Annotated in this window: 13 protein-coding genes and 1 pseudogene; 13 read left to right on the forward strand and 1 reads right to left on the reverse strand. The window is 72.6% G+C overall.

What is annotated here, in order from left to right:
* The 7 genes and pseudogenes from FREUN1FDRAFT_RS34025 to FREUN1FDRAFT_RS45505 form a co-directional block, all read left to right on the forward strand.
* A pseudogene (locus FREUN1FDRAFT_RS34025) lies at positions 1–229 on the forward strand (cell division protein FtsZ); the annotation flags it as partial.
* A gap of 6 nt (positions 230–235) precedes the next feature.
* Positions 236–946: a peptidoglycan editing factor PgeF gene (gene pgeF / locus FREUN1FDRAFT_RS34030; protein WP_006544906.1), complete on the forward strand. Its 711-nt coding sequence runs from the start codon at positions 236–238 to the stop codon at positions 944–946.
* Positions 943–1,899: a YggS family pyridoxal phosphate enzyme gene (locus tag FREUN1FDRAFT_RS34035; protein ID WP_006544907.1), complete on the forward strand. Its 957-nt coding sequence runs from the start codon at positions 943–945 to the stop codon at positions 1,897–1,899. Before pgeF ends, FREUN1FDRAFT_RS34035 begins: the two co-directional genes overlap by 4 nt.
* Positions 1,900–1,909: 10 nt before the next feature.
* Positions 1,910–2,470, forward strand: coding sequence for a cell division protein SepF (locus tag FREUN1FDRAFT_RS34040; RefSeq protein ID WP_006544908.1), 561 nt, complete (start codon positions 1,910–1,912; stop codon positions 2,468–2,470).
* Positions 2,471–2,564: 94 nt separating this feature from the next.
* Positions 2,565–2,819, forward strand: coding sequence for a YggT family protein (locus tag FREUN1FDRAFT_RS34045; RefSeq protein ID WP_006544909.1), 255 nt, complete (start codon positions 2,565–2,567; stop codon positions 2,817–2,819).
* A gap of 93 nt (positions 2,820–2,912) precedes the next feature.
* Positions 2,913–3,950, forward strand: a complete 1,038-nt coding sequence (locus FREUN1FDRAFT_RS34050) for a DivIVA domain-containing protein (protein ID WP_006544910.1) — start codon at positions 2,913–2,915, stop codon at positions 3,948–3,950.
* A 106-nt stretch (positions 3,951–4,056) separates the two neighbouring features.
* Positions 4,057–4,227 carry a hypothetical protein gene (locus tag FREUN1FDRAFT_RS45505; RefSeq protein ID WP_006544911.1) on the forward strand — a complete coding sequence of 57 codons (171 nt, stop codon included), beginning with the start codon at positions 4,057–4,059 and terminating at the stop codon, positions 4,225–4,227.
* A gap of 297 nt (positions 4,228–4,524) precedes the next feature.
* Here the strand turns inward: FREUN1FDRAFT_RS45505 and ileS are convergent, their stop codons facing one another.
* Complete coding sequence (gene ileS / locus FREUN1FDRAFT_RS34055; RefSeq protein ID WP_006544912.1) at positions 4,525–7,896, reverse strand: isoleucine--tRNA ligase; 3,372 nt, start codon at positions 7,894–7,896, stop codon at positions 4,525–4,527.
* A gap of 618 nt (positions 7,897–8,514) precedes the next feature.
* Here ileS and lspA point away from each other — a divergent pair.
* From lspA to FREUN1FDRAFT_RS34085, 6 genes are all read left to right on the forward strand, one after another.
* Positions 8,515–9,204 (forward strand): signal peptidase II, encoded by a 690-nt coding sequence (gene lspA, locus FREUN1FDRAFT_RS34060; protein WP_006544913.1) that lies wholly within the window; start codon positions 8,515–8,517, stop codon positions 9,202–9,204.
* A 67-nt stretch (positions 9,205–9,271) separates the two neighbouring features.
* A complete protein-coding gene (locus tag FREUN1FDRAFT_RS34065; RefSeq protein WP_006544914.1) occupies positions 9,272–10,213 on the forward strand; it encodes an RluA family pseudouridine synthase in 942 nt (313 codons plus the stop codon).
* Positions 10,210–11,295: a hypothetical protein gene (locus FREUN1FDRAFT_RS43200; RefSeq protein WP_157475724.1), complete on the forward strand. Its 1,086-nt coding sequence runs from the start codon at positions 10,210–10,212 to the stop codon at positions 11,293–11,295. Before FREUN1FDRAFT_RS34065 ends, FREUN1FDRAFT_RS43200 begins: the two co-directional genes overlap by 4 nt.
* A gap of 272 nt (positions 11,296–11,567) precedes the next feature.
* A complete protein-coding gene (locus FREUN1FDRAFT_RS34075) occupies positions 11,568–12,212 on the forward strand; it encodes a DUF6308 family protein (RefSeq protein WP_006544916.1) in 645 nt (214 codons plus the stop codon).
* Positions 12,213–12,384: 172 nt separating this feature from the next.
* Positions 12,385–13,347: an ABC transporter ATP-binding protein gene (locus FREUN1FDRAFT_RS34080; protein ID WP_006544917.1), complete on the forward strand. Its 963-nt coding sequence runs from the start codon at positions 12,385–12,387 to the stop codon at positions 13,345–13,347.
* Complete coding sequence (locus FREUN1FDRAFT_RS34085) at positions 13,344–14,372, forward strand: ABC transporter permease (protein WP_006544918.1); 1,029 nt, start codon at positions 13,344–13,346, stop codon at positions 14,370–14,372. The genes FREUN1FDRAFT_RS34080 and FREUN1FDRAFT_RS34085 overlap by 4 nt, the downstream gene beginning before the upstream one ends.
* Positions 14,373–14,510 lie beyond the last annotated feature (138 nt).

Raw genomic sequence — 14,510 nt, forward strand, 5'->3', positions numbered from 1 at the left:
GCAGGCGCCGGTGCACCAGGCCTCGGCACAGGCCGCGCCGCCCCGGCCCGGGCTGGCACACAGCGCGGGCCCGGTCGGTGGGGCTGGCACGCAGGACGCCGGCGGGCCCGCGATGGCTGCCCACCGTCCCGAGCCGGCCCGCCCCGGCCCGCGGCCGAACTACCCGCGCCGTCCGGTCCGGCCGGTGGCCGACGACGACGAGCTGGATGTTCCGGACTTCCTGAAGTAGGCGGCGATGCCCGTCCTGGTGACCACCCGCGACGGCGGGACGAGCGGGCCGCCCTACACCGGGCTGAACCTCGGCGATCATGTAGGTGATGATCCGGACGCCGTCGCGGTCAACCGGCGGCTGCTCGAGTCACGGGTCGGGCAGCCCGTCCGGTTCATGCGGCAGGTGCATGGTGCCCGCGTGAGCGTGGTGCGCGGCCCCGGGCCGCCACCGGAGGCGGACGCCATGGTCACGGATGTGCCCGGGGTGGCGCTCGCGGTACTGGTGGCCGACTGCGTGCCGGTGATGTTCGAATCTCCGGCCGCGGTCGGGGTCGCCCATGCCGGACGCCAGGGCATGGCTGCCGGGGTCGTGGCGGCCACGCTGGAGGCCTTTGACGACCTCGGCGTCAACCGCGCCGAGCTCCGGGTCACCCTCGGGCCGGCGATCTGCGGGCGGTGCTACGAGGTGCCCGCGGCGATGCGGTCGGAGGTCGGGCGGATCGCCCCCGGCAGCGCGGGGACCACCCGCGCCGGTACCCCGTCGCTCGACCTGCGGGCGGGTCTGCGGGGCCAGCTCGCCGCGGCGGGCGTCGGACCGGTGACCGTGTCGGAGACGTGCACCGCGGAGTCGAGCGAGCTCTACTCGTACCGCCGCGACGGCCGGACCGGGCGCTTCGCGGGCCTGGCCTGGCTGTCGGATATCCGACCGATGGGCATCCGACCGGTGAGCACGTGAGCGTCGTGGATCCGCGGCGGGCGGAGGGGCTGCGGTCCCGCCTGACCGTCGTGCGGGACAGGATCGTCATGGCGGCCCGTGCCGCCGGGCGTGATCCCGAGGACCTGACGCTGATCGCCGTCAGCAAGACCTGGCCGTTCGAGGATGTCGTGGCTCTGTGCTCTCTCGGTGTCCGGCACTTCGCCGAGAACCGTGAACAGGAGGCCGGGCCGAAGGTCGAGGCGGTGCGACGGGTCCTGGCCACGCTGCCGGCGCCTTCGGTGGCACCCGGGCCGGGGAATGCAGGCGCCGGGGGCACGCCACCGACCGGGCGAATCACTCTGGCGGGCCCGCCCGACGGGGCATGGTTTCCATCACGTGCCGACGGCCTCGCGACCCTCGGCTCGGCCGTCCGTGTCGATGTGCCGGTCTGGCATTACGTCGGTCAGCTGCAACGGAACAAGGCGCGGTCCGTCGCCGGATGGGCACACTGCGTACAGTCGGTGGACCGGGTGAGGCTCGCCGAAACCCTTTCCAGGGTGGCCACGGAAAGCGGCTCCACCATTGCCGTGTGTATCCAGGTGAGCCTCGATCGGGTGGGTGACGTGGCCGTCCCGTCGGGTGCGCCGGTCGATAAAGCCTTTCCCACCAGGGAGAATTCCGCTGCGTCGCCGCCGGTGACCGCCGAGCGCGGCGGCGCGCGGCCGGAGGACGTCCCGGCGCTCGCCGAGCTCGTCGCGCGTGCTCCAGGGCTCGTTCTGGCCGGCGTGATGGCTGTCGCGCCCCGCGGTGTGCCGCCACGCCCGGCGTTCGCGCGGCTGCGGGTAGTGTCCGAACGGCTGCGTGGCGACTTTCCCGAGGCGACGATGGTGAGCGCCGGGATGTCAAGTGATCTTGAGGACGCGATCGCCGAGGGCGCGACACACCTACGGATCGGCACCGCTTTGTTCGGTGAACGGCACGGTGTCCCTTAGAGTCGCGCCCATGGGGCTCGGTCGCAGGGCGATGGTCTACCTCGGGCTCGCCGAGGAGGACGACGACTATCTCGACGACGACTATGACGACGACGGGCATGATGATGCCGTTCGAGGCGCCGTACGAGAGGATCGGCGGACCACGGTCGACCCGGTTCCGCTAGACCGGTCGGTCCGCCGGATCGAAGCACGGGAGGAGTCAGTCGCCATGTCGCGACGTCCGCCAGTGGAGCACCTGCGACCGTCCGCGCCGACTCCGATGCGCCGTGTGGCGCCGGTCGAGGAGCCGCGGCCCTACCGGATCACGACGCTCCAGCCGCGCAGCTACAATGAGGCGCGTCAGATCGGTGAGGAGTTCCGCGACGGGACTCCCGTTATCATGAACCTCACCGAGATGGATGACGTCGACGCCAAGCGGCTGGTCGACTTCGCGGCGGGGCTGATCTTCGGCCTCCGCGGTGCGATCGAGAAGGTGACCAACAAGGTCTTCCTGCTCTCGCCGCACAACGTCGAGGTCACGGAGACGGACAAGCGACGCATCCGTGAGGGTGGTTTCTACAACCAGTCATAGCGAGGTCAAGACCGTCCGGTAAGGTCGTCAGAGGCTTCCCCACGTCACCTCAGGAGAGAGCACCATCAGCGCACTTGGATCGCTTCTCTTTTGGGTGCTGACGGCCTACCTGCTGCTCCTGATCGTGCGGTGGGTCCTGGACCTGGTACGTGCTCTCAGTCGTTCCTTCCGGCCGACCGGTCCCCTGGTCCTGGTCTTTGAGATCGTGTACACGGCGACGGACCCCCCGTTGCGTTTCATCCGGCGGTTCCTTCCGCCGTTGAGGGTGGGTAGCGTTGCACTTGACCTCGGCTTCCTGCTCCTCCTCATCGTGATCATGGTTTTGAGGAGCTATGCGCAGGAGCTGTGACGAGGTCATGTGCACACCGCGACCGCAGGCAGGGCAGACTGCCCGCAGACCGCCCTCTCTTCGGGGAGCGGCGATGCCGCACGAGGAGGCGACGTGGCGCTGACACCGCAGGACGTTCAGAACAAGGTCTTCAGCCCGACGAGGTTCCGTACGGGCTATAACGAGGACGAGGTCGACACCTTCCTCGACGAGGTGGAAGCCGAACTGACGCGGCTGCTTGACGAGAGCAGCGACCTGCGCCGCCAGCTCGATGAAGCCCGTCGGTCCGGTGGAGGTGGTCCCGGAGTGCCGGCGCACCTCATCGAGGAGAACCAGCAGCTGCGGCGTCAGCTCGAGGAGACCCGTCGGCATCTCGGTCAGGCCCAGGCGCAGGTGGCGCAGGCGAGCCGCGAGCGGCAGGCGCCGGTGGGGCCGCCCGGTGGCCCGGTCGGCCCCGGTGGCCAGGCCGGTCCCGTCGGTGGCCAGCAGGCCGGCCCACCCGTCCCCGGCGGCCCGACGGCCGTCATGCCGGCCCTGGTCGGCGGCGGTGGCCAGGCCCCGGTCCGCCCCGGCGCCCCGGGAGCTCCCGGGCAGACCGACGCCGACATCGAGCAGCGGGTCGCGCGGACGCTGGTTCTCGCGCAGCGCACCGCCGACGAGGCGTTGCGCGAGGCGCGGGCGGAGTCCGAGCGGGCCCGGCGTGAGGCGCGAGCCGACGCGGACCGCATCATCGGTGAGGCGCGGGCGCACGTGGCCGAGCAGCTCGGTGGGCTCGAGGACGACAAGCGCCGGCTGGAAAGCCAGGTCGAGCAGCTGCGGGCCTTCGAGCGCGAGTACCGCACCCGGCTGCGGGCCTACCTGGAGATGCAGCTTCGCGATCTTGACGGTATGCCGACCCAGCCCGCCGTCGGCCCGGGTGGCCCGTCGCGCCCCGGCCTCAACCCCGGTCAGTCGGCACCGACGCCCGTCCCGGCGAACGTTGGCATGCAGAACACCGGCCCGGGGCAGCCCGCCCAGCACCTGGCCGCTCCGGCCTTCCAGACCGGCCCTCCGATCGGCGCGGGAGCGCTCGCCCGGGAGGCCAACGGCCACAACGGCCGCCCGGATCTGGACCCTGGTCGCCGGGAGGCGGCCGGAATGCAGGAGTTCTGAGCCGCCCGTGCTCTTCCCCATCGGCGCCTGGTCCGCAGCGAGCTGACCGGGCGCCGATGCTTTTGTGTGGTCTCTTCCTCGATGCCCAGCTCAGGATCGGTGCGGCATGGTGATGGTCAGCGGTGCTCTGGTAGTGGTTGCCGCGGTGCTCGCGGTCGTCGGGCTGTTCGGTGCCACGGCCTGGACCTACACCTCGCTCGTCGTGCTCTGCGTCGGGGCGGCGTTGCTGCCCCTCGCGGTGGCCCGGCGGACCGCCGGGTGGCCCGGGGCTCGTTAGCCGCTGGGTCTGCCGCTGCTGCCGACCAGGAGTTGAGGCTCGTGGTCGTCGGGGAGCCTGTCGCGGATTGACGTCGATCAAGATCGCCAATCGGGGGTGGGAGGCTCGCATTCCATGAAGGCGGCCGGACCTCCGAGAGCCCGGTAACCCGGTTTGACGAGTCGCAAGAGTCAACGATTTTGGTCGTGCCAACGACCAAAATCCTCACTTCTTGCGGGTCGCCAGGTGAATCTGCCGGTGGCCGGCCCTCACCGGTAGCCCGGCCCCGACGGGGCCGGGCCCGGCGTCCCGGGTTGGTCAGCCGGTCGCGGGCACAGGCTGGGCGACCCGGCTCAGGGCGAAGGTCAGCCCGAGGTCAGCCGACGATCCCTGGTGCCAACCGGCCGCGGCCGGCGGCTCCTGATCCCGCGGTGTCTCCAGGAACACGGTGGCCAGGATCTCGTCCGCGACCGTCGTGCCGTGCTCGCGCAACGCCGTCTGGGTCTCCTCCCGGCCGGAGGTCCAGCGCAGCTCGATCCGGTCGGTGATCTCCAGCCCCGCGGCCCGGCGGGCGTCCTGCAGGACCCGCACCACGTCACGGGCCAGGCCAGCGCGGGCGAGCTCCGGGGTGACCGTCAGATCCAGTGCGACGGACAGACCCGACTCGCTGGTGACGGACCAGCCCTCACGCGGCGTCTCAGTGATGATCAGCTCGTCGCCGCCGAGATCGATGGCCTCACCGTCCACGGTCACCGTCAGCTGGCCGTCCACCGGTGCCCCGGCGGTGGCGACCGCCGCGGCCACCGCCTTGGTGCGGCTGCCGAAGCGCCGCCCCAGCGCGCGGAAGTTGGGCTTCACGCTGATGTCGACCAGGTCCGAGGTCGCGGCCTCGACCGTGACGACGTTGAGCTCCTCGGAGATCTGGCCCCGCAGCTCGTCGGACAGGTCCTCGAAGGCGGACGAGCCGACCACCGCGCGGGGCAGCGGCTGGCGGGTCCGCACCCCGCTCGCGGCGCGGGCCGAGCGGCCGAGCTCGACGATCCTGCGCACCAGGTCCATCTGGTCGGAAAGGCCCGGTTCGACCAGGTCGGCCGGCAGCTGCGGCCAGGCCGCGAGGTGGACCGAGTCCGGTGCCCCCGGCAGGATGCCCGAGAACAGGCGCGACCACAGCCAGTCCGTCAGGAAGGGGGTGAACGGTGACATCACCCGGGTGAGTCCGTCGAGGCAGGTGTAGAGGGTGGCGAGCGCGTTCGGGTCACCGGCCCAGAACCTCCGCCGCGAACGCCGGACGTACCAGTTGGACAGGTCGTCGACGAAGCGCGCGATGCGCCGCCCGGCCCGCAGCGAGTCGAAGTGCTCCAGGGCCTGGTCCACCTCGGCGACCGTGTCCGCGAGCTCGGACAGCGCCCACCGGTCGAGCACCGGGCGACGGGCCGGAAGGTCGGCCGCCGACGGGGCTGCCCCCGCCAGGTCGGCCACCTCGGCCGGGTCGGCTGCCGGCGCCGCGGTGCCGTCGCCGGCCCCGTCCGTCGCCGTCGGACGCCAGCCGGCCGCGCCCGCGTAGAGAGCGAAGAACGACGCGGTGTTCCAGTAGGTGAGCAGGATCTTGCGGACGATGTCCTCGATGGCCTCATGCCCGACCCGCCGGTCCGACCAGGGGGAGCCACCGGCCAGCATCAGCCACCGGACGGCGTCCGCCCCGTGCTGCTCGAACAGGTCGAACGGGTCAAGGACGTTGCCCAGATGCTTGCTCATCTTGCGGCCGTCGGCGTCCAGCAGCAGGCCCAGGCACAGCACCGTCTCGTAGGACGACCGGTCGAACACCAGGGTGCCGATCGCCATCAGCGTGTAGAACCAGCCGCGGGTCTGGTCGATGGCCTCGCAGATGTACTGGGCCGGGTAGTGCTGGGTGAACTCCTCGGCGTTGCGGTGCGGCGCGCCCCACTGGGCGAACGGCATGGCGCCGCTGTCGTACCAGACGTCGATGACCTCGGGGACCCGCCGCGCGGTGGCGTCACAGCTGGGGCACGGCACCGTGACGTCGTCGACGAACGGGCGGTGCGGGTCGAGCCCGGAGTGGTCCTCCCCGGCGAGCGCGGACAGCTCACCGAGCGAGCCCACACAGGTCAGATGGGACGGATCGGCCTCGCACCGCCAGATCGGCAGCGGGGTGCCCCAGTACCGGTTGCGTGACAGCGCCCAGTCGACGTTGCCCCGCAGCCACTCCCCGTAGCGCCCGTCGCGGATCCGCCCGGGATGCCAGTCGGTCCGTGCGTTCTCGGCGAGCAGCCTGTCCCGCACCGCCGTCGTGCGGATGTACCAGGACGGCAGCGGGTAGTAGATCAGCGGGGTGTGGCAGCGCCAGCAGTGCGGGTAGCTGTGCGTGTACGTCAGCGCCCGCCACATCAGGCCCCGGGCGGTCAGGTCGGCGGACAGCGGCGCGTCGGCGTCCTTGAAGAACAGGCCACCCACCAGCGGGACGTCGGGCAGGAACCGGCCGTCCGGCCCCACCGGGTTGACCACTCCCAGACCGTTGGCGCGGCAGACCGCGAGGTCCTCGGAGCCGAAGGCGGGCGACTGGTGGACCAGCCCGGTGCCGTCCGTCGTCGTCACGTAGTCGGCGAGGACCACCGAATGCGGACGGGCCGGCGGCGGTGAGCCGGCCGGCGCGGCGGCGACGACCTTCGCCGCCGCCTCCTCGAAGCGCGCCAGCTCGATCAGCTCGAACGGCCGCGCGTAGCGGGTGCCGGCGAGCTCGGTGCCGGAGAAACGGTCCAGGATCTCGGCGTCCTCACCGACCGCGGCGGCCAGCAGCGGCTCGGCGACCACCAGGAGATCGCCGCTCGCCGCCCGGGCGAGCACGTAGGCGACCTCCGGGTTGGCGGCCACCGCGGTGTTGGAGACCAGCGTCCACGGCGTCGTCGTCCACACCAGCAGGTGCGCGCCGCGCCCGGCCAGGTCCCGCGGGCCGTCCAGGATCGGGAAACGGACGTACACCGACGGGTCCGCGGTGTCGCTGTAGCCCTGGGAGACCTCGTGGTCGGACAGCGGCGTCTCGTCGCGGGGGCAGTACGGGGTGACCCGGTAGTCCTCGACCAGCAGTCCCTTGTCGAAGATCTGCTTCAGTGACCACCAGACGCTCTCGATGTACTCGGTGTCCATCGTGCGGTAGGCGGTGTCCAGGTCGACCCAGTAGCCCATCCGCTCGGTCATCGCGGAGAAGTCCGCGACGTGGCGCAGGACGGACTCGCGGCACTTCGCGTTGAACTCGGCGATGCCGTAGTCCTCGATGTCGCCCTTGCTGGTGAACCCGAGCTCCTTCTCCACCGCGAGCTCGACGGGCAGGCCGTGGCAGTCCCAGCCGGCGCGGCGGGGTACGTGGTAGCCCTTCATGGTCCGGTAGCGCGGGAACAGATCCTTGAACACCCGGGCTTCGACGTGATGGGCTCCGGGCCGGCCGTTGGCGGTCGGCGGGCCCTCGTAGAACATCCACAGCGGGCGGTCCGCGCTGGCCTGCAGCGACCGGTGGAAGACCTTGGTGTCCTTCCAGCGCTCCAGCGTCTCGCGTTCGAAGGCTGGGAGGTCGACCCGGGCGGGCAGGGCCCGGAACACGGGCGCGGGCGCCGTCGCGGGCACCGGCGGGTCGGACTCGGGCGTGTTGGCCGCGGGTACGTCGGGCGTAGCGGTCATGGTGGCGGTCTCCGTCGGCGGGTGGGGCTCTCCGGCGGAGGGACGACACCCCCCACGTCACCCCCCGTGGCGTCAGTCGCCCGCCGACAGGTGCGGTGGGGAGGTACCGCGGTACCACCCTCCTTGCGCGCCCGGGCCGGGCTGCCCTGACGGGCAGCGGCGGGCGGCCACTCTTTGTCTGCCGCGGTGGCCGGATCTACTGGGGGCTGCTGCCCTGTTCTCCCGGCGGCTCAGGGGTGATCTTCACGGCGCGCTGGCCACCGGGCTCGCACCGCCCCCGGCTCGCTGTGACTGCGCCCGCCGCTACTCGTCCCCGTCGACGCCTTTCCGCGCCCCCCAGCGTAGCCGACGGCGCACAGGTCTCGATGCGGGCATGGCGGGTCGTTCGCGGGCGCCGCTCGGCGAGCGGATCGTCCCGGCGTGACCGGAGGGTGCGGGCGCACCCGTAGAGTGGGGGCTGTGGTGGGCGAGCCGGGAGCAGAGCTGAGTGCCGGTGGTGCCGTGCCGTCGGGTGCCGCGCCGTCGGGTGCCGTGCCGTCGGGTCCTGCGTCGTCGGGTCCTGCGTCGTCGGGCGCCGGGCCCGCGCCGGGCCGGCGTTTCACCCCACGACCAGCAGTCATGATCGTCGCGGTGACCGCGGTCTGCCTGATCGTGCTGGATGTGGTGACCAAGATGCTCGCGGTCGCCAACCTCTCCGGCCGCGGGCCGGTCGAGATCATCCCCGGCGCGCTCGACCTGCGCCTCACCCGGAACTCGGGGGCGGCGTTCAGCCTGGCCGGCGGTGCCACCGTGTTCCTCAGCCTGGTGGCGTTGGCCGTGGTCGTGGTCGTCGGCCTCACCGCGCGGCGGCTGGCCTCGACCGGGTGGGCGTTCGTCTTCGGGGCGATGGTCGGCGGTGCGGTGGGCAACCTGATCGACCGGATCTTCCGCGCGCCCGGCCCGCTGCGTGGCCATGTGGTCGACTTCGTCCACATCCATCACTGGCCGATTTTCAACCTGGCGGATTCGGCGATCGTGTGCGGCGGAGTGCTCGCCGTGGTGCTCTCGCTGCTGGGGATCGGGCTGGACGGCACCCGGCTCACCGGCGACCAGCCGTCCGGGGCCAGGCCTGGCACCCCTGGTGCACCCGCCGGCTCGGGAGCTGCTGCGGTGTCTGCTGGTGCCGCTGCCGGGCCGCCGGCGGTGCCGGCGGTGTCCGGCGCCCCCGGCGTTGGTGGGGCGCCCCCGGAGACGGGCACCGTGGCCGGGCAACCTCGGCTCGATGATCCGCCCCAGCTTTCGGATCCGTCCGGGCCAGGTGGGCGATGAGCATTTTCCGTCCCACGGTCCACAATCAGGGATGCCGAGAGTCCGAGTCGACGATGGAAAAGGCTCGATGACGGCGTCCTACACGGATCGGCGTTCGGTGCCGGTTCCGGACGGTCTGGACGGCATGCGGCTCGACGCCGCCCTCGCCCGCATGTTCGGGCTTTCCCGCACCGCGGCCGTGAGCGTCGTGGACGACGGGCAGGTGAGCGTCGACGGACAGGTGCGGGGCCGCTCCGACCGGGTCGCCGGTGGCGCGTGGCTGGAAGTCGCGCTGCCCGCCCCACCGCGTCCGGTGACGGTCGACGCCACCCCGGTCGAGGGGCTGGGCATCCTGCACGACGACGACGACATCGTGGTGGTCGACAAGCCCGTGGGCGTGGCGGCGCATCCGGCGCCCGGCTTCACCGGGCCGACGGTGATCGGCGCGCTGGCCGCGGCCGGCTACCGAATCTCCACCTCGGGTGCCGCCGAGCGGCAGGGCGTCGTGCACCGGCTCGATGTCGGCACCACCGGGATCATGGTCGTGGCGAAGAGCGAGCGGGCCTACACGCTGCTCAAACGGGCCTTCCGCGACCGAGAGGTGGAGAAGGTCTACCGGGCGGTCGTGCAGGGGCATCCAGACCCGCTGCGGGGCACGGTGGACGCACCGATCGACCGGCACCCCCGGCGCCCCGGGCTTTTCGCGGTCGTGGCGGGCGGCAAGCCCAGCGTGACCCACTACGACACCGAGGAGGCGTTCCGCTCCGCCTCCCTGCTGTCGGTCCGGCTCGAGACCGGTCGCACGCACCAGATCCGGGTCCACCTGTCGGCGCTGCGCCATCCCTGCGTGGGGGATCTCGCCTATGGCGCGGATCCGACGCTGGCGCAGCGGCTCGGCCTGGAGCGGCAGTGGCTGCACGCCGCCAGCCTCGCCTTCGCCCATCCGTCCGACGGCTCCTGGGTGCGCTTCGTCAGCCCCGATCCCGACGACCTCGCCGAGGCCCTGAGACGGCTGAACGACCAGACTTGACCATGCCTGCCGAACCGGTGTCTCCCCATGTCCAGGGAGCTGCGCCACCGGGCCTCGACGCCTCGGCGGGAGGCGACGGTCCTGCGGGCGGTGAGGGTCCTGCGGATGCCCCGGCGGCGTCCTCCGGCCTGCTCGGTCTGCTCGACCGGGTGGACGACGCGGCGCTGCCGGCGATCGGGCGGGCGCTGAACTGGGCGCAGGCAGGTCTGGGCTCGGTCGGGGACCGCCCGTGGGCGGGGGCGAGGCGAGCGCGTGCCGCCGTGACCGCCAGGGTGGCCGTCGACGACGCGCCGGCGGCTGTGACCGGGGCCGAGCCGCGGGCAGCACGAGGCTGGGCGGCCGCGGGTGTGCTGGAGGCCGCGTTCCGGGTGCTCGTCCTCGGGCTGGTCGTGCTGATCGTGGTCGGGGCGGTCACCACCATGCTGCGCGGCTCCGATCCCGGCGGTGCCACGTCCGGCTCGGGTTCCGGTTCCGGAGCGGCGGGCTCCACCGTCAGCGGGTCCGGAACCGCCGATGCCGCCGCCGACGCTGACGGCGCCGGTGCCGCGGCCGGTCCGGTCGAACCCAGCATCGTGGTGGGCCCGGCTGCCGGTGACGCTGCCGGGGCCTACGCCGACAGCACACGGTCCGAGCTGGAGTCGCTGAGCGCGGCGGCGCCCGCCGCCGACCTCTACGCCGTCGTCAGCCTGACCGCCTACCAGACACCGGCCGAGCTGGTCCGGACGCTCGCGGACTACCGGGTGACCGAGGTGTTCTTCCGGGTACCCCCGGACGGCGCCGAGACGTCGGCGAACGTTCGTGACCCCGTCGCGGATGTCGAGTCGGCCTTCGACAGCGCCGCCGACGCCGCCGAAACCCTTGCGCGCGAGGACACGGACGCCGTCGCCGCCCAGCGGGCACATCTGGAGGCGATGGCGTTGCGCGCCCGGTGCGGATGTCTGTACGCGGCCGTGGTGCGGGCACCGGCGGCACGTCTGCTCGAGCTCACGCGTCGCGGGCCGGTGCGCACGGTTCATCCCGCGCCGCCGGGCAGCTCGCCGTCGGCCGTACGATTCGTCCCGCTGGACCCGGCCCGCTCCTGACCCGGCTGCCGACCCGGTCGAGATGCACCTCGTCCGGGCCTGCTCCGATCGTGTCGGTCGGGGCTTTCCGTCCTGATCGCTGTGAGGTTCCCACCCGCACGTCGCCATCGGCACGCCTGGGCGGGGCGGCTTGCCCGGTTGTCCCACGGGGGCGTCTTCCGGGTGCGGGGGGTGACAGGGCAGGATTGCTCGTGGTGCGCATCGGCGCGTGCCGGCGAGTCGCGGTCCAGCCGTCGACGACGGGGGTGGTGTGACATGAAGGGGGCGCTCGGGTGAGGCTGGCGAGGGGCACCCGGGAGGTCTTCGACGCGGAGAGCCTGCTGGAGGAATACGTAGGCCCGCGCCGACGAGGTCTTCGGTACGCCTATCCGTACTACGACGGCCTCGTCACCAACGGCGATCCGGACCTCCTGTGTACCGGAGATCTGCTGTCGCCCTGCCTGCTCGGTGTGAGTGTCGACGTCGACCGCATGCACACCCTGACCGCGCTCCTGCCGCTGCTGCAGCGCGCGCTGGACCGGCTTCCGCCGGGCATCGAGCTGATCGAGGCGGACGAGGTCACGCTCGACCTGGTGGCCGCCCTCTACGACCCGCTCGACGATCCCGACGTCGCCGACCGGGACGTCAAGGGCTCGCTGATCGCGAAGGTGCTGCACCGCAAGCGCCCGGCCCTGGTTCCGCTGTTCGACTCGAAGGTCAGGATCTTCTACCAGCACGAGGACTGCGTGCCCCCGTCGCCGCGGGACGGGCGGTCCTGGCGGCAGTACATGCAACTGCTCGTCCGTGCCATGCAGCACGACCTTCGGGAGAACGCCGACGAGTTCCGCCGGCTCGCGGGCCTCGTGCCGCCGGGTGGTCCGCCGGTGACGCCGCTGCGGATCCTCGACATCGTGGTCTGGATGAGCAGCGCCGTCTGACCGTGTCGTATTGCCCTGACTGTGTAGTTGTCTCTTCTATCGGTACCGGCGCGCGGGCCGGGTGCGTGACGGGGTGTTCAGGGGTGTCGGGGCGTTCGGGGGTGCCGGCTGGCCCGGGTGTGACGTCGGCGGCATCGGCCCGCGGCGCCGCCTCGGCGTGGCGGCTGCGAGAATGACAGCCGTGCTGAGCTACGCCGTGCGTGGCCTCACCCGGCGGCACGGTGCCGGGGAGTGCGCCGTTCTCGCCAACGACCGTATCGATCTCGACGTTCGACCGGCCGAGGTCTTCGGCGTGCTCGGTCCCAACGGGGCCGGCAAGACCACACTTGTCCGCCAGCTGATGGGCCTGCTGCGGCCCGACGCTGGCTCCATCACCATGTTCGGCCACGACATCGTCAACCGGCCCGCGGCCGCCGCCCGGATGGCGGCGTACCTCGGCCAGGACGATCTCGCCCTGGCCGACCTGCCGGTCGGGCTGGCGGTGGAGACGACCGCGCGGCTTCGCGGTCTGTCCCGCGCCGCCGCGCGCCGCGAGCGTGACGAGGTCATCGAGGAGCTCTCGCTGGGCGCGGTGGTGGGCCGGCCACTCGGGCGGCTTTCCGGTGGTCAGCGCCGGCTGGCCTGCGTGGCGGCCACGCTGGTCGGTGAGCGCCCCGTGCTGGTGCTCGACGAGCCGACCACGGGCCTGGATCCCTCCGCGCGCCGGTCGGTGTGGGCGGCGCTCGAGCGCCGGCGGGCCGAGCGTGGGACGACCGTCGTGCTGATCACGCACAACGTGCTGGAGGCCGAGACCGTCCTCGACCGGGTCGCCGTGTTGGAGGCCGGTCGCGTGATCGCCTGTGACTCACCCGGCCGGCTCAAGGCGTCGGTGTCGGACGACGTCCGGCTCGACCTCGTCTGGCGGCACGACCCACCGGTGGATGATCCGACGGTCGCCCGGCTCGCCGCCACGGCGCGGGTCACCGGCCGGCGCTGGACGACGCGGCTCGCGCAGGCCGACGCGCGGGACGCCCTGGGCCAGCTCACCTCCGGGCCGGCGTTCGCGGCCCTGGACGATTTCAGTCTCGCGACTCCGTCGTTGGAGGACGTGTATCTCACTCTCGGCGGTACCTGCCGTGATCTGGAGCGGACATGACCTTGACGACGCCTCACACCGCGGCCGGCCCGGGCACACCCGCTCCGGCCGGCTCGGCTGGCTCGCGCAAGCCCGCGGTGGCGGTTCCGGTGGGCTCGCTGAAGCTTCCGGTGGCCGAGGCGGCTGGTGCGACGAAGCTCCCGGTGGCCCCGGTGGCCCCGGCGGCCGAGGTCGCTGCGGTGGCTGACGCGGCGAAGGCCGCGGTGGCTGACGCGGCGGCGCGGCCCGTCGCAGACCTGGGCGACGGCGTGGCTGACGCGTCACCTGTGCCGCTCCCGCTGGGGACGGCCTTCCCGGCCGCCCTCACGGCCGTGTACCGGGGCCAGCTGGCCCGTGCGCGGGTGGCGCGGGTGCCGTTGCTGTTCGTCGCCGCGTTCCAGTCGCTGGGCATCATGATCCTGTTGCGGGGCATCGTCGACGTCGGCGACGACTCGGCGGCGGCCTCGGTCGTGGCCGGCTCGACGGTGCTCGTCGTGGCCTTCGTGGCGCTCAACCTGCTGGCGCAGCGGTTCGGCGCGCTTCGCGCCGCCGGGGCACTCGACTACTACCTGACACTGCCGATCTCCGGTGCCGCGGTCGTCCTCGGAACCGCCGCGTCCTACGCGACGTTCGCGGTACCGGGCACGATTGTGACGGTGTTCGTCGGCTCGGTACTGTATGGCCTGCCGATGACGGGTCTGTGGCTGTTGCTTCCGGTCACGGTTCTGGCGGGGGCGAGTCTGGCCGGTATCGGCGCGGCGATCGGGTTGCTCGCGCCGAAGCCGGAGCTCGCGACGGTCGCGGGTCAGCTCGGCATGAGCGTGGTGCTGTTCCTCGGCGTCATTCCCGCCGACAGGCTGCCGGGTATCGGGCGCCTGGCGCGTGACCTGCTGCCGAGCAGCTACGCGGTCGACGCGCTGGCCCAGGCGTTCGCGCCCTCGGTCGACTGGGCGGGAGTGTCGGCGGATCTCGGGGTCTGTGCCGCGGTCGCCGTGGCCGCGCTGCTGGTGGCCGCACACGCCCTGCGGCGCGTCACCCGCTCCTGACCTCGAGCCCGCCGCACGCTGGGCGTGGCTCCGGTCGCTGCGGGCCGGAGCGTCCGGGCCGGTGCTGCCGTTGGTCCGGGCCGAGCGGCGGGAGGCGGGGTCGTCGCGGCGGCGGGTACGGTCGATGCCTGAGTCCGG

The organism is Parafrankia sp. EUN1f, assembly GCF_000177675.1.
Classification (GTDB): domain Bacteria; phylum Actinomycetota; class Actinomycetes; order Frankiales; family Frankiaceae; genus Parafrankia.